Origin of the sequence: Agaribacter marinus (assembly GCF_030160655.1) — a bacterium.
Classification (GTDB): domain Bacteria; phylum Pseudomonadota; class Gammaproteobacteria; order Enterobacterales; family Alteromonadaceae; genus Glaciecola; species Glaciecola marina.
In genome coordinates this window covers 476,054-498,625 of sequence record NZ_BSOT01000005.1, presented here as the reverse complement: position 1 = coordinate 498,625, position 22,572 = coordinate 476,054, and the positions used below count along the sequence as shown (strand labels likewise).

The 22,572-nt window shown below is 41.1% G+C and carries 15 protein-coding genes; 7 read left to right on the top strand and 8 right to left on the bottom strand.

The window, feature by feature from the left end; translation table 11 throughout:
- The first annotated feature begins 82 nt into the window (after nucleotides 1-82).
- Entirely contained in the window at nucleotides 83-1,675 is a 1,593-nt protein-coding gene (locus tag QQK00_RS03780; protein WP_284216143.1) for an alpha-L-fucosidase, read from the top strand.
- Between the two features lie 454 nt (nucleotides 1,676-2,129).
- On the opposite strand, the gene QQK00_RS03775 is transcribed toward QQK00_RS03780, so the two are convergent.
- Together QQK00_RS03775 and QQK00_RS03770 are read right to left on the bottom strand one after the other, a co-directional pair.
- Entirely contained in the window at nucleotides 2,130-3,917 is a 1,788-nt protein-coding gene (locus QQK00_RS03775; RefSeq protein WP_284216142.1) for a sulfatase-like hydrolase/transferase, read from the bottom strand.
- Between the two features lie 37 nt (nucleotides 3,918-3,954).
- Complete coding sequence (locus QQK00_RS03770; protein ID WP_284216141.1) at nucleotides 3,955-4,311, bottom strand: L-rhamnose mutarotase; 357 nt, start codon at nucleotides 4,309-4,311, stop codon at nucleotides 3,955-3,957.
- 187 nt (nucleotides 4,312-4,498) lie between these two features.
- On the opposite strand from QQK00_RS03770, the gene QQK00_RS03765 reads away from it, so the two are divergent.
- Complete coding sequence (locus QQK00_RS03765) at nucleotides 4,499-7,816, top strand: glycoside hydrolase family 2 TIM barrel-domain containing protein (protein ID WP_284216140.1); 3,318 nt, start codon at nucleotides 4,499-4,501, stop codon at nucleotides 7,814-7,816.
- A 13-nt stretch (nucleotides 7,817-7,829) separates the two neighbouring features.
- On the top strand, nucleotides 7,830-9,395 hold the full coding sequence (locus QQK00_RS03760) for a sulfatase family protein (RefSeq protein WP_284216139.1): 1,566 nt from the start codon (nucleotides 7,830-7,832) through the stop codon (nucleotides 9,393-9,395).
- Between the two features lie 99 nt (nucleotides 9,396-9,494).
- Here the strand turns inward: QQK00_RS03760 and QQK00_RS03755 are convergent, their stop codons facing one another.
- The 3 genes from QQK00_RS03755 to QQK00_RS03745 all read right to left on the bottom strand — a co-directional run bounded on the left by QQK00_RS03755 (nucleotide 9,495) and on the right by QQK00_RS03745 (nucleotide 14,764).
- Nucleotides 9,495-11,537, bottom strand: a complete 2,043-nt coding sequence (locus tag QQK00_RS03755) for a sulfatase family protein (RefSeq protein WP_284216138.1) — start codon at nucleotides 11,535-11,537, stop codon at nucleotides 9,495-9,497.
- Entirely contained in the window at nucleotides 11,534-13,582 is a 2,049-nt protein-coding gene (locus QQK00_RS03750; protein WP_284216137.1) for a glycoside hydrolase family 97 protein, read from the bottom strand. The genes QQK00_RS03755 and QQK00_RS03750 overlap by 4 nt, the downstream gene beginning before the upstream one ends.
- 123 nt (nucleotides 13,583-13,705) lie before the next feature.
- Nucleotides 13,706-14,764 (bottom strand): LacI family DNA-binding transcriptional regulator, encoded by a 1,059-nt coding sequence (locus tag QQK00_RS03745; RefSeq protein ID WP_284216135.1) that lies wholly within the window; start codon nucleotides 14,762-14,764, stop codon nucleotides 13,706-13,708.
- Between the two features lie 218 nt (nucleotides 14,765-14,982).
- Here QQK00_RS03745 and QQK00_RS03740 point away from each other — a divergent pair, with 218 nt between their 5' ends.
- The gene (locus QQK00_RS03740) at nucleotides 14,983-15,630 is read left to right on the top strand and encodes a putative glycoside hydrolase (protein ID WP_284216134.1); all 648 of its coding nucleotides are present in this window, start codon (nucleotides 14,983-14,985) and stop codon (nucleotides 15,628-15,630) included.
- A 114-nt stretch (nucleotides 15,631-15,744) separates the two neighbouring features.
- A complete protein-coding gene (locus QQK00_RS03735; RefSeq protein WP_284216133.1) occupies nucleotides 15,745-17,154 on the top strand; it encodes a sulfatase-like hydrolase/transferase in 1,410 nt (469 codons plus the stop codon).
- On the opposite strand, the gene QQK00_RS03730 is transcribed toward QQK00_RS03735, so the two are convergent.
- Both QQK00_RS03730 and QQK00_RS03725 read right to left on the bottom strand, forming a co-directional pair.
- A complete protein-coding gene (locus QQK00_RS03730) occupies nucleotides 17,151-17,825 on the bottom strand; it encodes a DUF2306 domain-containing protein (RefSeq protein WP_284216132.1) in 675 nt (224 codons plus the stop codon). The two genes, QQK00_RS03735 and QQK00_RS03730, sit on opposite strands and share 4 nt — an antisense overlap.
- Nucleotides 17,826-18,063: 238 nt before the next feature.
- The gene (locus tag QQK00_RS03725) at nucleotides 18,064-18,972 is read right to left on the bottom strand and encodes a LysR family transcriptional regulator (protein WP_284216131.1); all 909 of its coding nucleotides are present in this window, start codon (nucleotides 18,970-18,972) and stop codon (nucleotides 18,064-18,066) included.
- 94 nt (nucleotides 18,973-19,066) lie between these two features.
- Here QQK00_RS03725 and QQK00_RS03720 point away from each other — a divergent pair, with 94 nt between their 5' ends.
- A complete protein-coding gene (locus QQK00_RS03720; protein ID WP_284216130.1) occupies nucleotides 19,067-19,345 on the top strand; it encodes a DUF1330 domain-containing protein in 279 nt (92 codons plus the stop codon).
- Between the two features lie 8 nt (nucleotides 19,346-19,353).
- Nucleotides 19,354-20,361, top strand: a complete 1,008-nt coding sequence (locus QQK00_RS03715) for a zinc-dependent alcohol dehydrogenase family protein (RefSeq protein ID WP_284216129.1) — start codon at nucleotides 19,354-19,356, stop codon at nucleotides 20,359-20,361.
- Between the two features lie 28 nt (nucleotides 20,362-20,389).
- On the opposite strand, the gene QQK00_RS03710 is transcribed toward QQK00_RS03715, so the two are convergent.
- Entirely contained in the window at nucleotides 20,390-22,357 is a 1,968-nt protein-coding gene (locus tag QQK00_RS03710; RefSeq protein ID WP_284216128.1) for a sulfatase family protein, read from the bottom strand.
- Between the last annotated feature and the right edge of the window lie 215 nt (nucleotides 22,358-22,572).

Genomic DNA, 22,572 nt, shown 5'->3' with positions numbered 1-22,572 from the left:
TATATATAAATTGTTATTGCCTAGCATGAGTAAATCGCAGTATAGTTGTAAATGAATATAGAAACCTACAAGAAACGAGCCCATGATTAAACAGTCTCAACTAAAATATACCTTAATAGCCCTAGGGGTTTCCGCCGTACTAGCAGGGTGCGGAAAACCCACAGATAGTAACCAAACATCCATACAAAGTACGAATACCTCAGCTGAGGCTGCAGCGGAAAAATTGACCCAAATAAAAAGTGTGGCGAATGCTGGTCCATTCAAACCTTCATGGGATTCATTTACTGATTATGAAATCCCGAGTTGGTACCATGATGCGAAGTTTGGCATATTCATTCACTGGGGAGCTTACTCTGTGCCAGCGCACAATGGTGAATGGTACCCTCGGAAAATGTATCTTCAAGATCAAGAAGAATATACATATCATCAAGAAAAATTTGGCCCTCAAGACAAGTTTGGCTACAAAGACTTTATCCCACAATTTAAAGCGGAAAACTTTAACGCGGATGATTGGCTAAAAGTCGTAAAAGATGCTGGCGCTAAATACATCGTGCCAGTAGCGGAACATCATGACGGATTTTCGTTGTATGACAACAGTTATACTCGTTGGGACTCTGTTGAAATGGGCCCCAAACGGGACGTGATTGGCGAATTAAAAGTAGCCTCTGAAAAAGCCGGTATATATTTTGGTTTATCAAGTCACAGAGCTGAAAACTGGTGGTTTTTTGCAGGTGGTAGAGACTTTCCATCTGATGTACAAGACGATGCATATCGCGATTTATATGGCCCGGCAGTAAGCCGTGAAACCTCAGAAGCTGGTAAAACGCCGCCAACCAAAGAGTTCATGGATGATTGGTTACTTCGCACCGTTGAGATTGTCGACAAGTACGAGCCAGATCTCATATGGTTTGATTGGTGGATGGCATCTGAGCCTTTCCATGAGCACGTAAAACTATTTACTAGTTATTTTTATAATGAAGGGTCAAAGTGGGATCGCATGCCTGCGCTCAACTATAAAGACTTGGGCGACTTCCGTTCATATAAACCTGGCTCTGCAGTATTGGATATTGAACGCGGTCAGATGTCAGATACTTACGAACACTTCTGGCAAACTGACACATCAGTAAGTAAAACGTCTTGGGGATATGTGACAAATCACCAGTACAGAGATGCAAACTCTTTAGTAGACGACCTAATTGATATTGTAAGTAAAAATGGTTCGATGCTACTTAACATTGGACCCAAGTCTGACGGCACCATTCCACAGGCAGAAATAGATTTACTCAGAGAGATTGGCAGTTGGTTAAAACTAAACGGCGAATCAATATACGATACTCGTCCTTGGGTAACGTTTGGTGAAGGGCCAACTGAAGTATTGGATGGCACGCATTCGAATGATGGTGAAAAACACCGTAAAGACTTCAATGAAAAAGACGTTCGTTTTACCAAAAATGGCGATACGCTATACGCTATAATGATGGCTTGGCCTGGCAATGAAGAAAACGTTACTATTCGGACAATTAATGGCGTTAATTACCCAGAGACGATATCGAATGTAAGTTTAATTGGGCATGATGCACCTTTAAATTTCGAACAAACACCAGAAGGACTGGTTGTCACCTTGCCAGCCGCCTCCCCATCTAATTACGCGCAAGTATTAAAAATTAGTAAATAATATTACACCCTACTTTTAGCTCGTTAAGGGTGCTTTCATAGCACCCTTTTTACGTTTCAAAATCTACCTGTATAATTGTACTTTTTAGAAAGACTAATTCACTTTTAAGAGACACCCACATAGTGAATCCAAGACCTCCTTTAACCACTGTCCATTTTTTTTACGCTCTTCGTAACAAAAATGTCATAATCAAAATTTAAATTAGCAAAATCAAAAACTTAGATTAGTGGCATGCAACCTGCTAAAGCTATAATAGCGAATGCAGAGCAACAAGCCGTTTCACCTGCAATCCAAATTGTATAGCAGAATGAAAACCTTGCTTTTTATAGTCATCGATAGTAGTTGAAGCTCATGGACAGAGCGAAATGTGTGTACGTTTTGTGCATGAGCAGTAATGCAGTGAACCTGAGAGCACTAGCATTACTGCTCATGTTTCAAAACAAGTTATAGCGTATTATGGTAAGACCTCAATACTAACGCTATCACTAATACCTGACGTCCTGAACGTTTCCGGCTTATTAGCTGACAAAGGTTCCGCATCATCCCAAGAAAAAACACTGATCGTTACTTTACCAGGCGTATGAGCTTTTAATTCGCCAAACTTGTTTATGGTCGCGACACTTGTATCACTTGAATGCCACACAAGGCCTTGTCGTTGCGCATAACTTGGAAAAGCTTGCGCGATGAGCTGCTTAACCTTACCCTGCTTAAGTGTGTAGCTATCGAGAGGCTCAATTTGCAAATCATTGACATTGGTAATTTTATGATCATCTAACAATGCACCTAGATAATCATACGCTTGGCGTTGCTCATCAGTAAGTGCATTTATCTCAAGGCCGCTATATTGCAAAATTCCCCACTTTTTCTTAACTACTTTCTTTCCTTTTCGCTCTAACAAATCAGTTCGTAAATCAAAAAAACGCCCCTTAGGAAAGTCAACGTCTGGCGCATAACGTTTAAAATGCTTGGTAAATGCATAACTCAAGACGTCATTCGTTTTGTAGGTATCGTTGCCAATGAACCAAGTATAAATGTAATCTCGATGGTGTTCTTTAGAAGCGCCGATCGCTTGCTTCCAGAAACTCATGCCATCGACGTTTTTGGCGTCAGGTAATGGAACGCCGGCTGCTTCAGCAATCGTTGGGTATATGTCTGTTAAATTAACTAATCCATCATATGTCCGATAACCTGTACCTCCGTTACTAGGTATTCCATTTGGGTAATTCAAGACTAAAGGCACATGAATACCATTGTCAGCATTTCCACCTTTTCGCCCAGGGTAAATAGTGTCATCAGGCAAGACGTGTCCAAACGTTTCTTTCGTCGCGTTATCCCCCATCACAACAATAAGTGTGTTATCACGTACCCCTTCTTCTTCAAGCTTTTTAACAACGTTGCCAATCAGTTTATCCATATATTCGATCATATCCGGAAAATACTCGCGATCATCACCACCTTTATTGTGGTACTCCGCTTTTTCCGAGAAGTTATCAAAAATACTGTTTGGCTTGGTATCCGGTGTCGGTTTATGGTCGTCATGTACCAGAATCATCGGGTAGTACAAAAAGAAAGGTTTATCTTTGTTCTCTTCAATAAACGTTAAGGCATGACGATTGACGATATCAGGGCCATACCATCTGCGGCCTGTTTCTGGATCTAGGTCGCTTCGGCCGTTGTAATTGTGTACTTCACCGTTAATGACCAAGTTGGGGTTAATAAAACGTTGCCCCTCAGTAACGACATCAAAAGCCGCATAATCGTCCCATCCAAATTCTGAAATATAGTCTTTACCCGGTACTTCTTTACTGCCACGTGTTTGCTTCCACTTGCCATATAAACCCGTCGCGTAACCCGCTTTTTTAAAGGCGTCCCCGAACGTAATGTCTGAACGATGTTGCGCTTTAGGTCGCAGATAATTGCGATCATTCCGCTTACCGCTCATAAATGCAATACGCGTATTTTCACAAATTGGGTAAGCATACGCGTAGTCTGCCCGTAGACCCTCTTTAGCCAGCGCATCGATATTTGGCGTAGAAAATTCTTTATTGGTAAACTCACCATCGTAGCTATGCAAGCGATTTGCCCCATACGCTGTGACGCCGTAATGGCTCAGGTCATCAATCAATACTAACACGACATTTAGGGGCCTATCGGACTTGTCTGCACCAATAGCGGCAGTCGTCCAAGCCGCTAAACTTAAGCATATGAATACATTGAGCCTAAGAGTTTTAAATAAGGTCATTTTGGATACCTCTCATTATTTTATTATCATTAGTGACTTAACGTGCGAGCTTAAGATCGTAAATCTTATCCATTTTCACCCATTTCTCGCCCTCTTTTGCACAAGGCAATGGCTTTTGAAATTTCCACATTAACGCTTCCCATTCTTCAGATTTATCCCGGCCAACTTGTGTTTTTGGCAAGGCATTTGGATCAAAGTCCAGTGTGGTTTCCATAATCATAAATAGGCGATCGGCAATATGGTAAATTTCCATATCGACAATACCTAAATCCTTCATATTTGTTGTAATTTGAGGCCACGCATTTTCAGGCTGATGATATTCCTTGTATTGTCGGATTAGTGCTGGTTCGTTTTGTAAGTCTAATGCAAGGCAAAAGCGTTGAGTATCACCCATATCATTCCTCTAATAAGTTAATCCCCACTCGGGACAAAATAATCATTTCTATCGCAGTTGTGCTTTAATGTTGATGTATAAATGACAAAAATAGATTGTTGTTAAATTGTAAATAGGTTACATTAAATTATATATGAAATCTATTTTTAATATGTAAATTATTTAGGTATTTAGGGTGAAAACACATATGGATAACGAGCTGAAACGTGGAAAAATGTTAGGGCTAAACAGACTTTCTAATGCAAATACAGCAGTCAAAAGGAGTTTAGCGTATAAAAAGCATATCAGCATATTGAGCGTCAGTACAATAGGATTACTTTCACTTCAGTTCATCTCTCCCCCACTGCAAGCAGCAAACATTAACGATTGGGAAAACCCACAAGTCATTGAGATTAATAGACTCCCAGCAAGAGCAACGTCGTATTCATTTGATACTGTACAGGAGGCCAAGAATAGAGACCGAACACAAGCCGACATACAATTACTCAATGGGGATTGGAAATTTCACTTTTCTAGTAAAAGCGAAGAGCGTCCGCTCACCTTTTATGACGTCAATTTTGATGATTCAACATGGCAGTCTATTCCTGTACCATCAAACTGGGAACTACATGGGTACGGGACACCCATTTACACCAATTCAGTTTATCCAATGTTTGATGATCCCACGGATATTCAAATACCTAAAATCACTCGCGACAATCCAGTGGGTTCATACTTAAAAACATTTACACTGCCAAGCGAATGGAAAGACGAACAGATAATCTTGCATTTTGGTGGTGTTACGTCTGCATACTATGTGTGGGTAAATGGAAAAAAAGTGGGCTATGCACAAGGCAGCCGTTTGCCATCCGAATTTGATATCACCGATTATATCAAAGAGGGCAAAAACCAACTCGCAGTGCAAGTATTTCGCTGGAGCGATGGTAGCTATTTAGAAGACCAAGACCATTGGCGCATTAGCGGAATTCATCGCGAAGTCTACGTTATGGCACAACCTAAAGTAGCATTAAATGATTTTCACGTCCGTACGCTATTAAACCACGACTATGACATTGGTAAGTTGCAAATTAATCCAGAACTAATGAATGTAGATGGTGTTGATTTAAAAGGTTGGAAAATAGCAGGCCAATTATTTGATGCAGATGGGCTAAAAGTAAATCACGAAATGATGGAAGTAGCCGCCCCCAAAGTCACACAATTAAAATACCCTCAACGAGATACAATGCGCTTTGATTGGTTATCAACAACGGTTGAAAATCCAAAACTATGGACATCAGAAACCCCCTATTTATATACATTAGTACTCTCGTTAACTAATCCTAGTGGCGAGCTTGTTGAAACTCGAAGTACGCGTGTTGGATTTAGAGATATCACGTTTTCAAGCGACGGCGAACTACTTGTTAACGGAAAAAGCGTAGAAATAATTGGCGTCAATCGTCACGACCATGATGCGAAAAGAGGCAAAGCCTTAAGCCGTGAAGATATTTTAGATGATGTTAAGCTGCTAAAGCAGTTTAATTTTAACTCAGTTAGAACCTCTCATTACCCAAATGACCCTTATTTTTATGAATTAGCAGATGAATATGGTCTTTATGTCATGGACGAGGCAAATGTAGAATCTCATGGTGTTGGCGGATTGCTAGCAAACCTACCTGAGTGGAATTACAGTATGATGTCCCGAAATACGCGCATGGTTGAGCGAGACAAAAACCATCCCTCAATTATCTCTTGGTCAATGGGTAATGAATCGGGTACAGGTCCTAATTTCGCAGCAATTGCCGGCTGGCTAATAGACATCGACCCCTTACGTTTTGTACATTATGAAGGCGCACAGGGCGATCCTCAACACCCAGAATACATTCCCTACTCTTCTCAATACCCAACAAAAGAAGAACGAGCGCTACGCCACACACCTCAGGCAAATCCAACAGATCCGCATTTTGTTGATGTCATAAGTAGAATGTATCCCTCGTTAGAGGAACTGCAAGGTTTGGCTGACAGTCCATTTATCGATAGACCAATATTGATGTGCGAATACGCGCATGCTATGGGTAACTCGCTTGGGAACATGAGTGAATATTGGGACATGATCCGTGAACGACCAAACTTAATTGGCGGTTATATTTGGGACTGGATTGACCAAGGCATTGAGACGCAAAATGCTGAGGGGCAGACATACCTAGCATATGGTGGAGACTTTGGTGACACGCCTAATGCGTCAAACTTTTGTTTAAACGGTATTATTGATTCATATCGCCAACCTAAACCTCAGATACTTGAGGCAAAATATGTGTTTCAACCGGCAACATTTTCTTTGAGAAAAGGCACCGCTGATGAAGTGTCACTAACAAACCGTTTCTTCTTTGACAACCTGAATAAATACGAAATACGTTGGGCCTTATCTGAAGATGGGAAACAACTTCAACAGGGGATCTTACCCTCTGTTGATGTGGCTCCCTCCGAATCCAAAAGACTTACTATTCCTTATACGATGCCCAATATTGTTGCTGGAAAAGAATATTGGTTGCGGCTGAGCTTACACCTTTCGCAGGACGCGTTGTGGGCAAACAAAGGGTTTGAACTAGCAAAAGAGCAAATAGCACTCCCCTTCGGTAAACCAGCGAAAAAAATGCCAGAACCAACAGGCAATATTGCAAGAGCAACTCAAGGCAATACAGAAGCATTTAGAGCCAATGGGCATTCCTTTATCTTTGATACATCGACTGGCTATTTAACGCGCTATGCGTCAGACAAACAAGCCTTTATTGAAGACGCGCTCATGCACAATTTTTGGCGGCCACAAACAGACAATGACCGTTTAGGTTGGCGTACACTGCCAAACAAACAATTTTGGTACGAAGCGTCTCAAGGGCTTACCTTAGAAAGCTTTGAAGTAACGGAAGCACCTAACAAGGTAGTTGTTACTACGCAGCATACTAAAGGTGAAAAACTCAACGTATCTACTACCTATACTTTATACGCCGACGCCAAAATAAACGTTGCCGTTAGCCTTGATGCAGCGCCATCTTTACCGAGTTTATTGCGCGTAGGAATGACGACAAAAGTAAGCAAAACGCTAGATGAAATGACCTTCTATGGCAAAGGCCCCTTCGAAAACTATATTGACCGTAATGAAGCCGCAGAAGTGGGTGAATATGCAGGAAAGGTCAGTGACTTTTTCTATCAGTATACGCGTCCACAAGAAAGCAGTAACCGAACAGGTGTGCGATGGTTAAGCCTTAAGAATAATGATATCGGTTTGAAAATACAGGGGGAACAAGCACTGAGTATGTCAGTTTGGCCATATTCTGCACAAGCGATAGACGACGCCACGCATCCATATGAACTCAATGAAGAAGAGACATTCACCCTTAACATTGATCTCATACAGGCTGGTGTAGGTGGTATTGATTCATGGAGTGAAAAAGCTGCACCCATTGATAAATACAAAATTTCAGCGGGTAAATATAGCTATGAATTTACATTGTCAAACACTAATAACTAAAGAGAAATAGTCAATGAAAATACGTATATTGTGCATGGGATTAATGTCTATAAGCATACTAACTGCATGCACACAGACTAAATTGGAAGAAACAAGTAAGACTGAAGAGCCAGCTAAACAGCCGCCTAACATCCTAATTTTTTACGTCGATGATTTAGGCTACGGTGATCTTAGTTCTTATGGTGCGACTCGCGTCGCCACACCCAATATTGATCAATTGGCTGCGAATGGCATTCGTTTTACTGATGCGCACGCATCTTCGGCAACGTGCACGCCATCAAGGTACTCTTTATTAACAGGTGAATATGCGTTTAGAAATAATGCATCTGTTTTACCTGGCGATGCGCCACTTATCATAAACGAAAACCAAACGACGCTGCCGAGTCTGTTGCAACAGCATGGATATGTGACTGGTGTTGTTGGTAAATGGCATTTAGGGTTAGGCACAGGTGACACGGCGCTCAACTGGAACGAAGAAATAAAACCGGGACCTAACCAAATAGGCTTTAACTATAGTTATTTGCTACCAGCAACGGGTGATAGAGTGCCGAGTGTATACGTTGAGAACGGTTATGTGGAGAATCTTGACACTAAAAACGACCCATTAACTGTAAGCTATCAACAAAAGGTTGGCATGCGCCCAACTGGCACCGAAAACCCCGAACTTTTGCGTCAACAGGCAGATCCTCAACATAGTGATACCATAATAAATGGTATTAGCCGCATTGGCTTTATGGAAGGTGGCAAAAGTGCAGAATGGATTGATGAAGACTTTTACCGTGTGTTTACTGACAAAGCAACGCAATTTATTTCATCTCAAGATGAAAAACCATTCTTCTTGTTCTTTTCTTTCCATGACATACATGTTCCTCGCTTACCAAACGCCAAATTTGTGGGTAGTACCGACATGGGGCCTCGCGGTGACGCAATTACGCAAGTGGACTTTATTACCGGTGAAATTGTTGATTACCTTCGTAAGACTGGACAGTTAGATAATACAATCATTGTATTTACAAGCGATAATGGGCCAGTTTTAAATGATGGTTATGAAGATGATGCGGTAGCACTCATTGGTAATCATAAGCCAGCAGGTCCATTAAGAGGTGGGAAATACAGTGCCTTTGAAGCTGGAACGCGAGTACCTACAATACTTCATTACCCCAATGAAGTTAAGCCTGGCGTAAGCCATAGCCTTATGTCTCAAGTCGATTTGTATGCATCTTTAGGTGCACTTGCGTCACGTTACAGTGAAATAGACATCGATGCTTCTCCAATCGATAGCGAAAATCATTTAAACGCTTGGCTTGATCATACAGTTTCAGGAAGAGAATATTTATTGCAGCAATCAGCGACCTTTTCTTTACGGCACAACCAATGGAAATACATCGCGCCAGAAGAAAAAACGCATCCGTGGATCACAAGAAAAGGCATAGAGTCAGGCTTAAAAACCAGTGCTCAATTGTACAACTTAAAAAATGATATCGCCGAACAAGTCGATCTTTCCGACCAACACGTGGATAAAGTTGCGCATTATCAAAAAGTTTTAGATGCCATAATGATAAAAACCGCCGGCAATTAGTATTTAACGTTGTCAGTTTAGCTGCTCTTATGCCGATACCAATGATTTGACGCTTCATGGCTTTTTGGCTTCTTGGTTCCGGCATAAGAGAATTAATCTTTAGCGGTGATATACAAATTCGGGTTGTAAATAGCGATGCCGAACTTTCATTGAATGGATTAGCATCGTTTTTTTGGAAACGTCAAGATGTCGTATGGCAGGGACATCTTCCCAGTGCGGTTGCCATGAAAAGGAAAAAGAGTAACCAAAAGCGTCTTTCAAACCGGCAGCAATATTCATAATTTCTAGGCGCTCAAGCGAACTTTCAACTAATGTTAAAATCTCAATCATACGCTCAATTGGCTTTATCCACGCGTACTTGACAATAGCGCCAGAGCGAACTAACACTTCTAATGCTCTTGCTTTTACCAGCATAGATGTATCATTTTCTAATACATTAATGAGTTCATCTGACATATCAGCGGCAAGGTCGCCAAATTGCGTAAATGAAATTAGCGCCCAATTTTTTTCTAGTATAGTCCCACTTTGCAAAACATCAGACAACGCGGGGCGTGCCTCTTCGTATGGCAGCAATGCCCAATTGGCAATTTTTAGTAATGCGCCTATTTCTGCTCTCTTGCGCGAACCATAAGCAATTATATCTTTCCCTTGTTCAAACAACTGAGATTCTGGCATAAACCCCATATCAGGCATATTCGCTTGATGTTCAAATAAGGTATTACGTAGTACTTGTAAATCTTGTTCATAGTTAACGTCCAAAACCAAATTGTTTAGCTCATAAGGGTCTCGTTTTACGTTATATAGTGCCTCCACAGGCCTTGCTTGATAAAAACGTTCCTGCACTCGGTTCAATTTACCTTTTTTGTAGAGTTCTCTCCATTGACGGTAAGCAATATTCTTATAGCGATAGTCTTGCTGCAAGCCGGCAGGTAAATGTGGGAGGTAGTTACGGACATATTTCATATCTCCAACTCGAATAGTTCGGACTAAATCCAATCTTTCGCCAAATCTATCAGCAAATCCGAATGTAGAATCACGCTTTTCAACATCAGCTTTATCAACCTTATTCCCTAGAAAGGATGAGCCGTGATGTTGAGGTAAACTTGGTAACCCGGACAGGCTTATCACTGTCGGTGCAAAATCAATAAAGTTGATAAACCCCTTCACCATTTCACCTTCTGAATACCCATTGGGCCATAAATGTCGAAAATTCTTAGGTAAACGCACAACTAAAGGCACCCGTAAACCCGTTTCCGTCGCAAAACTTTTAGAGCCTGGTAACACGCCGCCGTGGTCTGCAAAATAAAATATGAAGGTATTTTCCAACTCGCCATCGTCCGCAAGTTGTTGAATCACTTCGCCAACCTGCTCATCAAGTGTTACGTGAGCGTCCAAATATTTGGCATGCATATATTTAAAAAGTGGTGTGTCTGGGTGATAAGGTGCCAATTGCACGGTATCAGAGTTATGAATTGTTGGATTTTTTGATATGTCGCTTTCAGAAAACATTAAACCACTTTCATGTGTAACCTTAAAACTCTTAACATGAAAAAAAGCTTGTTTACCGTCACGTCCTCGCCAATGAGCGCCCTCTTTACTTAGTGAAAAATGTCTATCGTTAATACTTGTGAAATTAAAATCCGTTTTTACGTCATTGCTAACGTAATATCCATTGTCCTTTAGATACGCGTAAACACTTTTCATTTGTTTTGGCAGTTCCGCTGGAACAAAAGCTCTATGATGCATAGTGCCAGATTCGGGAGGATACATACCCAACGCTAAGGTGCTCCTTGCGGTAGAGCATACAGGCGAATTTGAAAACGCGTTTAGAAACACAAGACCGTCTTGCGCTAATGCTTCGATGTTAGGCGTTTTTGCCCCCTTAATTGGGTCATAAAGCCGTAAATAACTGGGTGAATTATCTTCGGAGACTAGCCATACGATATTCGGACGCGTTTTTTTATGCAGGGACTTTTTTGTATCTATTGCCTGATGTTTAGAAATTAGTGAATATTCACGACTCCCCTCATCAACATGCTCACAAGCACTAACATTTAGCAGCGCAACGCCTATTAATATAAATAAAAACAGGTGGTTAACACCGCATAAACGATTATTATTGGGCAGTAAACCACAAATCATAACTGAGACAACACAGCGACGTACCCTCCGCCACTGGTCATATTAATCGACAATATATCGCTACTCCTTACTTGCCGCTGAGTAAGGCTAAATTGTATTGTACTTTCATGCTCTGCTAGATAGTTTATGGCTAATTTATTCAATCCTTTTACATTTAAGGGGGCACGCGCTAAGTCATCTTCAACAATGTCAGCTATATATTTCCCATCATCTAAAAATGACAATGACAATTCGATATTCCGAGGCGACTCGTTATTTAAAACGCCAATGAACCAGCGATTTCCGGAGCGTCTAGCAAACGCTGCAACTTGCCCTAGCTCACTTTCCTCAAGGACAATAGTTTCGTCCCATACCGTTGGAATATCCTTCAACACCGACAGAGTTTTTTGCATTTCGGGGTGATTTTGCAAAATGTCGGGACTTTCGGCGTATACCTGAACGGGGGAGTAAAAGACGATCGGTGTTGCTAATTGATGTGTTAGCGATGTAGGACCAGGATTGGTATAATACACTGGCGTATAGTCACCATGCCCGACTAAAAAACGAGTAAATGGCAATGTAACGTTGTGAGAAGGCGGTAAGTGTTGATTTTCATGCATATTAACTTCAATTCCACGAATACCTTCTCTCGTCATTTCATTCGGATATGTCCTACTTTCACCCGTAGCTGAGTGGCTACCGTGAAAATTCACCAACAACTTCCGCTCTGCTGACTTTTCAAGAAAATTTATTTCAAAATCAATCAATGCCTTAGCTTCGCTATTCATAAAATCTGTTTTAACGCCAATAGCCCCTGACGCTTTTACTTTATCTAGGTAATCTTGCATCTGCTGATAGTCATCAGCTGGATTATTAATATCTTTAGAATGCACCCACACCCATATCTGTACACCTTTATCGTTTGCATAACCGGCAATATCTTCGAGTGTTTTCCAAGGCGAGGGCCATTCTTTCCAGCCGTCGTCAATCAAACTATATTCGAAGCCAAGTGCTGCAGCTTTATCAACATAATCATATTGATCTTGGATTGTACCCAAACGAATACTCATCCAACTCCAAACACTTCTACCCGGCTTGATATAATCGGTATCGGCAAACAATTCTGCGTCTGGCGCGGGATTCAGATTTTCAATCAGATCGCTATTCACTAAGGAATTTAACGATTCGGCAAGCATGGTTACACGCCACGGCGTTATAACCTCGCCATCGATAACAAAGCCTTTTTCACCCTCGGTAAAATTCGCCGTAAACGTGTTATCACCCATCGCTTTTAACCGCATACCGCTATAATTGTATAACGCCGCTTTTGTCGCCACCGCATATACTTTAGGATCACCTAGCTGAAACACAATTGGTGTCCCTTGCACTGGTCCCTGCTTTGAAATCGTTGGCATCTGATTGATCTCAGCTTGCTTCCACCACCCAGCATATGACATTAACTTCCAATCACTGTCTCTTTCAAAAAACCATGCTTTGGAATTATCGGGCATGACCCAACTCGACGCTTCGCCAGTGACTAATTGCGTAGTATCTATTGCGGGCACGAGATAACGATATGCAATACCATCATCATAAAGTCTAAACGCAATGCTATACTTTCGATTCGAACTAAGATGCGCTAGCTGAATTATATATTCAATATAGTGGTTGCGTGCAATCGCATCGTTACCTCTTGTTTCATAGGTATCATCAACACTAACTTCAGTAATATCACCCAACTTTACACCATCTCCTAATGCTACACCGTCTATCGTGATACCGAGAGAAGAAGGCAAAACAACCGGCGCGTTCTTATAGAACGTCGCATATTTTAGTTGCCCTAATTCGTTAGTGAAAACTCTGGCCGATACAATATTTGAAGGACTGACTAAGCCAATACTATTTTGTGTAGTTCGCGTATAACTCGATGTTGCCTTTTCTTCTATGTCGTATGAGACGCATCCCTCTACAAACAGCAAAAGTATGCATAAAACTGCAATAAATAAAGGCATAAGAACGGGCGAAAAGGGGACATCACGCCCCCCTACTTGAAATTGTTTTAACATCTAGAAGATCAATATGCATAATTAAGTTACACAAAATGTAAACGTTAACATTTAAAAAATCAAGACAATAAAAATTAAAAAGCCGCAATAAATGCGGCACAAGAACATTGTTTAGCATAGAACTCAGCTCGCAATGCTAGATGCACTTGAGTCATCGCCCTTATTCTTAGCAATACCCTCGCCTAAATCTAAGACAGATTCGCGAGCGACTAATTCAGGCATGAATAAATGTGTACGACTTGGGACAGTGTCGGGCTTATTCGTCAATTCTATCGTTAACGAGGTAGCATACGCACCCATTTCAGCAACAGGATACTTCATTGTCGTAAGATGTGGATGACAAGCCAAACATATGAATAAATCATCAAAGCCCATAACCGACACTTCTTCAGGAACTTGAATACCGGCTTCTTGTAAGGCATTCATAACACCCACCGCCATCATATCGTTATACGCAACAATGGCACTTACCTTCGCTCCAGAATCTATCAAGGCTTTTGTTGCACTTTTAGCCCCTTGAATATCCGGGTCCGTCAATATTACACGAGAATCTGGCACATTTAGGCCATTCTCCATTAGCACCTGTTGCGAACCTTTAAGGCGATCAACGGGATCTCGGTTTTTATATGTACTAGAAATGAATGCAATATCCGTATGGCCACTTCGTAACAAGTACTCAGCCATCATACGGCCGCCAGTTTGGTTATCCAACCATACACAGCGATTTGCGATGGCCGGAATAAATCTATTTACGATAACTAAGCCAGAAAATTCTTCCGCCAAGCGTGTTAACGTTTCATCATCAGAAAAATCACTATGCAATATGATATTTTGACAACCATGCTCTCGCAAGGATTCAATGGCTTCTATTTCAGTTTCGGTTTCATACAATGAGTTACGCATCATCACTTTATAGTTATGTTTGCGTGCAGCCTCTTCGATGCCAGATGCAAGTGCGCCAAAAAAGGGGGCAGATAAATTAGGAGTCACCATACCAATTAATTCTGCTTTCCGACTTTTTAAGGCTCTTGCATTAGTATTTGGCCGATAGTTTAATTCTGCAATTGCTTTCTGTACCTTTATTCTCGCTTTATCACTTACCAAATCTAAACCATGTACAACACGAGAAACGGTTGCAGTAGAAACGCCAGCCAAACGCGCTACATCTTTAATCGTTGCCATTGTATTAAATTGTCTCCCTGTGCTTATTATTAAATATGAAGTCGATCATTCTATATGAAAATATAATTCCAATCGTTCAGAATTATTGTTTGAAATTACAATTCAAGGTTGTCATAAATTACAAAAACTTGACATATGTTACAAATAATTTACATTTTAAAATGTAATTCATATCTTAACGTTTACAGAAGTATAGTCATATTTTTGGAGGAATAAAAATGAAATTGTCAACAATCTTACTATTTGCTTGCCTCTCTGCCGCAGCGAACGCACAAGCAAATACGAATTCAATGATAAATTATATCGTTAATGGCGAAATAGTAAAACCTTGGAAAATGTCCATTGGTAATGCGCTAAATTGGTCCATACCAGTTGCCGAAGGTCGCGCTGAAACGGCGAAGGGAAATCTCGTTGTCTCGCCCAGTGAAGATGAAGAAGGTGCAATGCATTTAAAATGGCGAGGTAAAGTCGTTAAAAACCAGTGGGGAGGAAACACACTCAATCAGTCATTCGTTACATTAAGTGGCAATAAAATTGACCTATCTACTATAGTTGACAACGCAGCTATTGCGTTTCAAGTGAAGAAATTACGCAACCCCAGTAAAGATGTGGCACTGACAATGCGTTGCAAAAACAGCAACAAATGCGAGGAAAAATTTGCCATTAAACATATTTTAAAGCGCCTACCGAGTGATGAATGGAAAATGTTAACCGTGCCTCTAAATTGCTTCGCTAAGGGCGGCGACTTTGACTACTCACAAATTACCGATATTTTTAAAATTGCCACTGAAGGAAAATTGGACATGCTGATAAAGAATGTCGGTTTGATTTCACTTCCAACAGGAAGTAAAGGGTGCGCAAAATAGTTAATACACTCCCATGAAACAACAATAAAGTACGAGTATAATTTATTGCTTCAAAATGATAACGTTTACATCTATACTTTGAAGTGTTTTCATTTTTGAATGGGTTTTGCATATATGAAGTTTTTTACCATCTACTCTTTAATTTTTGTGTTATGTCACATCGCTATTGACGTAAACGCTAAGGTAGAAGGTGCCAATCATGATACCCAAACAAAAGCACCCAATATTGTTATTCTGTTAGCGGATGACATGGGCTACGGTGAATTGTCCAGTTATGGGCAAACACAAATAAAAACGCCGAATATCGACAAACTCGCTAAGAATGGAATTAAATTTACGGATTTTTATGCAGGTACTTCTGTTTGTGCGCCCTCTCGTGCTGTACTCATGACAGGGAGACATACTGGTAATTTGTCTATTAGAGGAAATAAAGGCTATACACCCGACGGAAAATGGGGGCGTATCCCCCTAAAAAAATCAGAAACCACAATCGCAGAAATGTTGCAAAATGCAGGTTATCAAACAGCAATGGTAGGTAAATGGCATTTAGACATTCCAGAAGACGAGAGTACTTGGGCGCATAACAGAGGGTTTGACTATGCCGTCCAAGAACAGTGGGGTAAATCGGCTAACGGTATGATCTATGACGAAAGAGAACATTGGCTGTTTAACAATGGTAAAAAGAGCTCAGCATTTTACGATTACAATGAATATTCTTGTTTAGATGAGTTTCGTACAGACTATGCTATCGATTTTTTAAACAAAAAATCTGACGACAAACCGTTTTTCCTCTATATGAGTTATCGTTCACCACACGCCCATGAATTCTTTCTGAGAAAAAACGATTTATACAAAGAACACGCAAAAGAATGGCCAGAAATAGAGCGTCGCCACGCAGCTAGAATCACCATGCTAGATGAGCAAATACAGCGATTACTAGATAAATTAGAAGCGGATGGTGAATTAGACAACACATTTATACTATTTACCTCAGACAACGGCCCTCATGCCGAAAACCATCATGACAGACACTTTTTTGATAGTTCAGGCGGCTTAAAAGGATATAAACGAGATGTATATGAAGGCGGTGTTAGAATACCTGCAATCGCCTATTGGCAAGGAAAGATAGAAGCAGGCGAAACTAAGCATATGGCGGCATTTTACGACATAATGCCGACGTTGGCTGATTTAGCCAGCACAAACGCACCTATAAACGATGGTATTTCTTTCGCGCCTTTGTTGTTTAAGGAAGCACAAGATAAACACCAATTTATTTACTGGGAAATACAAGAAGGTGAATCTGTCAATGGCTTTAGACAGGCCGTTCGCTTAGGCAAGTGGAAAGCAATTAGGTATGCGGACAAATTAAAAACCGAGCTATACGACTTGTCGAGAGACCTAAGTGAAAAGAAGGATCTTGCAAATAAACACCCTGAACTAGTAGCACAAGCGAATAATATAATGAAAAAAGAAAGCAAGGTAACACCTCGCTTCCCTTTTTCGGGTGGCGTGTGGCAACATTAACGCGTAAATGATTGTCTGGATTTTTTAACACGAAATACCCAAAAAACCATTGCGATAATAATGGCAATCACTGGCATTGATAGTATCCAATCTTTGCGCAATGCCTCTGGAAGAACATGCGTATTTCCGCCGACAAAGATGAATGTGGCAATGAGCAAAGAGAACATCATTCGCCATAAGTGGCGTATCAACTTTGAAACACGCGTGCCGTTATTTTTCCATATATACAGATAATCACCGACAGCCAAGATTAACGCAAATCCAGTAAAAACATAGTAGCCTTGATAAGGCGGCTCTGTGGCAGGGCTAGGCAGGTCATAAACGATGCCCGCAGTGGCTATGCCGCCGGACAATAAAACACCGAAAGTGACAAGCGCAAAACCTATTTTGTCGATAAGGTTAGCTTCAGAAGACCGTCGAGCCATCGTATACCAGCCCGTGAATAATAGGTAAGCGGAAAAAAACGCAAGAAAAAACGTCAGCTGTAATGAACGTGTAATACTCAAGTAAAAACCACTGAGGCACAAGGCTCCCATTGTAAAGAGGAAGATTCTACCTATCCATCTATGAATAAACTTTCCCTTTGGTGCAAGAATGGCGATAAATCCTGCCGCCATAGTAATAAGACCTGCGTACAAATGTAACTTGGCGATAATCGGCAACTCAGTCATGCTAATGTCCTTAATTCTCAAATTGTCGTAGCGTTTATAGCGTTAATTTACCTAACGCTATAAAGAACATTAACGGTACGCGACACAAAAAGCGTCTGTTAAGACAGGTGCGTACATCTGTTCTGTCTTTCCTCATAGGCGTGGACACTTAGCGTGGATAACACCTAGCGCGGATAAATAAATAAATACGGATAAATAGCGATTCTCAACTAACCAGTTACGAGGAAAGCTTTAAGTATCAATGGTTCAACGCTCGATTAAAATAATGTTTGACCAGCTGATAAAAGCGAGACACATGCACAGGCTTATCTCCTTGGAAACGATGCACCAAATGAAATGGCCACTCCCTGCCAGTATAGTGGGGTAAAACGATACTCAAGCGGTTATTGAGTATTTCGTCTTGCAGTGAAAACTTAGGCAATAACGCCAAGCCAATCCCACGGCAAACAAACTCTATCGCGCTAGACAAAGTATTTGTCTGAAACGATAAGCGTAATTGCGTCGTCAATTTATCTTCATAATCCTTGTCTTTGTATAAGGTAAAATGATTACTTTGCCACGACGTACACACAAATTTATGCGCCTTAAGCTCAGCGATACTGTTTATTGATGGTTTGTTCGCCAAATAGCTAGGGGCAGCGCAAAATACTTCCGTCGCTGAGCCTATAGGCAATGCTCTATAGTTAGAGTCCTTTAAATCGCCACCATAAATACTTACATCGAGTTTGTTCCCAACTAGATCTAGCGGCTCGTCTGTCACAATCAAACGTGGTTCTATAAGAGGATATTCAGCACACAACTGCGTTAGTGCAGGCATCACAATGTTTTTTTCTAATGAATTTGGGATAGTGATAGAAAAATCACCAGAGGGGGTGTTTTTACTTGAATCGAGCGTGTCGAGGGCGCCATCTACCTGTGACTTTAATAATTCGCATTGGCGCAACAAGCTTTCCCCAATATCGGTCAATAGCATACCGCGAGTATGCCTAGATAGTAACTGTCGACCAATATGCAACTCCAAGCGTTTAATGTGCTGACTGACCGCTGACTTACTGAGATGGTTCAGCTCTGCGGCTTTTGTGAATGAACGACACCTTGCTACATCAACAAATATTAACAAGGAAGGGAGCAACTTTATATTGTGCATAAAACAAAACAATTAGTTAATTTTAAATCTATTGTACACATTAACTCCCTAATTTATGCTTTTCATTCCATTGAAATTGCATTAAGGAAAAAATATGACCGCATATGTTGTCGTTGATTTAAACGTAAATGACGCCGAGAAGCTGGCTCAATACAGCGCGCTTGCAGCAAAAAGCATCGCCGAATATAAAGGCGAATTTATTGCCAAATCTCCCATTACGGTATTGCACGGCGGTAACGACTTTACCACCAAAGTAATTATTCAGTTTCCAGACAAGGGGAGCGCCGAGGCTTGGTATAACAGCCACGATTATCAAGGCATCATCGCTATTCGAGACCAAGCGATGAATAGTCAATTTCACTTATTAGGATAATTTACCGTATGAAAAAAAACACCTACAACGCAATTCGTTTTCACAAGGCAGGCAGCAAAGACGTACTGCAATACGATACCTTAAGTATGCCGAGACCAACAGGAAACGAAGTACTCATTAAAGTTAACGCTATCGGCATAAACCGCGCAGAAGTAATGTTTAGAGAAGCTCAATACATTGAACAACCAGTATTTCCATCAACATTGGGCTATGAAGCTGCCGGTACTATTGAAGATATAGGCGAGCGTGTATCCCACTACAAAATAGGGGATATGGTAAATACAATTCCCGCCTTTTCAATGGGACAGTATGGTGTTTATGGCGAATATGCGTTGGTACCTGAAGCTGCCATCATTGCACAACCGCCGCAATTTAATCATATTCAAGGTGCAGCTATTTGGATGTCTTACATTACCGCCTACGGTGCTTTGGTTACCTATGGAAAGCTTACGCATGGTCAAAGCATCATAATCACTGCCGCCAGCAGCAGTGTAGGTGTTGCCGCAATACAACTTGCGAAAGCGTTAGGCGCAACAGTCATAGCCACAAGCAGAGACACTTCAAAACATGCATTCTTGTTAGCCCAGGGTGCGGATCACGTTATTGCTACTAATGAACAAAATTTAGTAGACGAAGTGAATAAGGTAACTCATAACAAAGGGGCTAATCTTATATTTGACCCGGTTGGTGGGCCACTACTAGCGCAACTAGCTGACGCATGTGCACCTAAAGCAGTGATCATTGAATATGGCGCACTTGACAGCCATGCAACACCCTACCCGCTTTTTACAGCGTTGGCAAAAGGGTTAGTCATTAAAGGTTATACCCTATTTGAAATAACTAAACATGAAGAACGACTAAGACAAGCAAGTGATAAACTCATGCCACTCTTCACGTCAGGAAAGTTGTGCCCAGTGATTGATAAAGTGTTCGACTTCGAGCAAATACACGCTGCTCACGCCTATATGGAGTCGAATAAACAACAAGGTAAGATTGTTGTTAGCCTTGCTCAATAATAAACGTGAAGATATTTGTCATACTTCTTTAATTAGACGTAAGATATGCAATGCGGTCGACTAACCAATTGTGAACACTCTCTAAGCGCCACTTCCGGTCTTTGTCTTTCATATCGGCTGGCGGTTGCTGCCAACTGGGCTTCATGCTGAGGTCAAATGGTATTCCACGCACTTGTTTCATCTGCGTTGCCATGTTTAGCAAATAGACGTCTTCGATAGTGTTGTTGTCAGCTGCGAGTATTCGTTCAAATTGTGCAGATACATCACCTTGACCAAACACCGACAGTAATTGTAGGGCTCGGCCACGATTTAGGCGCTCTGAATCAAACCGACTGATAGAGTTAGCTAAAGGCAAAATGGATTTAGCCTGCTTACCAAAGCTCAAGGCAACATTTAGCGCCCAATAACGATGCCAAGGTTTATCAGACACTAACGTGAGTTTAATTTTATGCTCAACCTCTGACCACGGCAGTAGCTGCCATTGTGCAATATCTAATAACGCTGAGATCAAGGGTTGTTGTTCACGCGCATATGAAAAATCTATTTGCGCGACATTTTCCATTAACACTTTTTCCGGAAGCACGGCTAAATCAGGTAAAGATGCCAATTTTTCATGTAATTTTGTACGCAGTGTAATCAATTCTTTCGCATACGCCCTGTCATCCGCCAAATTATTGGTTTCGTAGGGGTCGTTCACAAGGTCGTATAAAGCTTCTGCCGACTTCACTTTAAAAAAAGACGATTGTTCATCATTTAGCTTTCCCCGCTTAAACATATCGTACCATTCGTTAAATGCTGCCTGTTTATAACGATAACGCGCATAAAGTCCATCTGGATTAAACGGTAAAAAGTGCCGGACATATTTGTATGGTCCCAATCGGATACTACGAACCATGTCATACTTTTCGTCAAATCTGTCGGCAAAACCATAGGTTTCATTTCTATTATTTAGTGCAGCTAAGGAAATAGAATCGCCTAAAAATGGCTTACCAATATGTTTTTGAGCGGCATCTATGCCTGCCAGTTGTAATAAGGTCGGCGCAAAATCGATAAAACTAACAACACCATCAACCCGTAGGCCTTTACCTCCCCTAAAGTCGTTGTGAACTAGATGTTCAAAGTGCTTTGGCACTCTCACTACCAACGGAACGGCAAGCCCTCGTTCGTTGATGTACCCTTTAGTGCCCGGTAACACGCCACCATGATCACCAAAATACATAATAAACGTATCTTCTAGTACCCCATCGTCTCTTAATTTTTCAATTACCTCACCAATCTGCGCATCAATTTTTTCATGCTGTTCAAGGTAACGAGCTTTGGTATATCTAAACGTTTTGGTATTCGGGTAAATTGGCGCAACTTTCATATCTTCGCTGGCATATTTTGTATCCACCTTACCGACATCAGTTACCGGAAAATGCAGTTTATGTTCATGCGTTGTATTCCAGCTTTGCATATGAAAAAAGGCTTGTTCTGCCTTTCTTCCACGCCAATCTGCTCCCACCGCAGAACGATGCCAATGCCCATCTGGCTCTACGAAGTTATAATCTTCCTTTACATTGTTGCTAGTGTAGTAGCCAGCCTCTGTCATCCATTGACTGATTGGTTTAACGCCTTCGGGCAGGGGAACAGTTTGATAAGGTCGATGGTAGCCCATACCTAACATAGTAGGATAAAGTCCTAAAGCGAGGGTTGTACGGGCCGTTGAACATACAGGGGAGTTAGAGAATGCTTGATTAAAGACAAGCCCATTCGCTGCCAATTGTTCTACATTTGGCATCCTTGCTCCACCTTCTTTATACAAACGCATGTAATCACGATTGTTATCCTCAGACACCAACCAAACAAAATTGGGACGCACCTGATTCGAACTACCATCAACGACATTGTCTTTCGCTATTACAAATGCAGAAAAGCAACACAACATTAGCAGAAGTGACTGAAACAATACCTTACTCAGAAAATACATAGAATTTTCACAATTGACTTTCTTCACAAATTTCCTTTATCTTTCTTCGGCATCAATCAACTAAGCACTAGCCTCTCAAGAGGTTCCTTCACTCACCGAACTTAGACCGTTAATTAAATGTTAACAGCTTTAATCGCTACGCGCACATACAAGTTTTAATCTAATACAGCATCAAACGTTGCCCCCGAAAAATTTACGTGACACAACTAAAATCAAGGGCAAGAGTAAACGGTAAAGCCAAC

Coding starts and splice junctions, on each gene's coding strand:
- QQK00_RS03780 (WP_284216143.1), top strand. CDS start 83: ATGATTAAACAGTCTCAACTAAAATATACCTTAATAGCCCTAGGGGTT.
- QQK00_RS03775 (WP_284216142.1), bottom strand. CDS start 3,917: ATGACCTTATTTAAAACTCTTAGGCTCAATGTATTCATATGCTTAAGT.
- QQK00_RS03770 (WP_284216141.1), bottom strand. CDS start 4,311: ATGGGTGATACTCAACGCTTTTGCCTTGCATTAGACTTACAAAACGAA.
- QQK00_RS03765 (WP_284216140.1), top strand. CDS start 4,499: ATGGATAACGAGCTGAAACGTGGAAAAATGTTAGGGCTAAACAGACTT.
- QQK00_RS03760 (WP_284216139.1), top strand. CDS start 7,830: ATGAAAATACGTATATTGTGCATGGGATTAATGTCTATAAGCATACTA.
- QQK00_RS03755 (WP_284216138.1), bottom strand. CDS start 11,537: ATGATTTGTGGTTTACTGCCCAATAATAATCGTTTATGCGGTGTTAAC.
- QQK00_RS03750 (WP_284216137.1), bottom strand. CDS start 13,582: ATGTTAAAACAATTTCAAGTAGGGGGGCGTGATGTCCCCTTTTCGCCC.
- QQK00_RS03745 (WP_284216135.1), bottom strand. CDS start 14,764: ATGGCAACGATTAAAGATGTAGCGCGTTTGGCTGGCGTTTCTACTGCA.
- QQK00_RS03740 (WP_284216134.1), top strand. CDS start 14,983: ATGAAATTGTCAACAATCTTACTATTTGCTTGCCTCTCTGCCGCAGCG.
- QQK00_RS03735 (WP_284216133.1), top strand. CDS start 15,745: ATGAAGTTTTTTACCATCTACTCTTTAATTTTTGTGTTATGTCACATC.
- QQK00_RS03730 (WP_284216132.1), bottom strand. CDS start 17,825: ATGACTGAGTTGCCGATTATCGCCAAGTTACATTTGTACGCAGGTCTT.
- QQK00_RS03725 (WP_284216131.1), bottom strand. CDS start 18,972: ATGCACAATATAAAGTTGCTCCCTTCCTTGTTAATATTTGTTGATGTA.
- QQK00_RS03720 (WP_284216130.1), top strand. CDS start 19,067: ATGACCGCATATGTTGTCGTTGATTTAAACGTAAATGACGCCGAGAAG.
- QQK00_RS03715 (WP_284216129.1), top strand. CDS start 19,354: ATGAAAAAAAACACCTACAACGCAATTCGTTTTCACAAGGCAGGCAGC.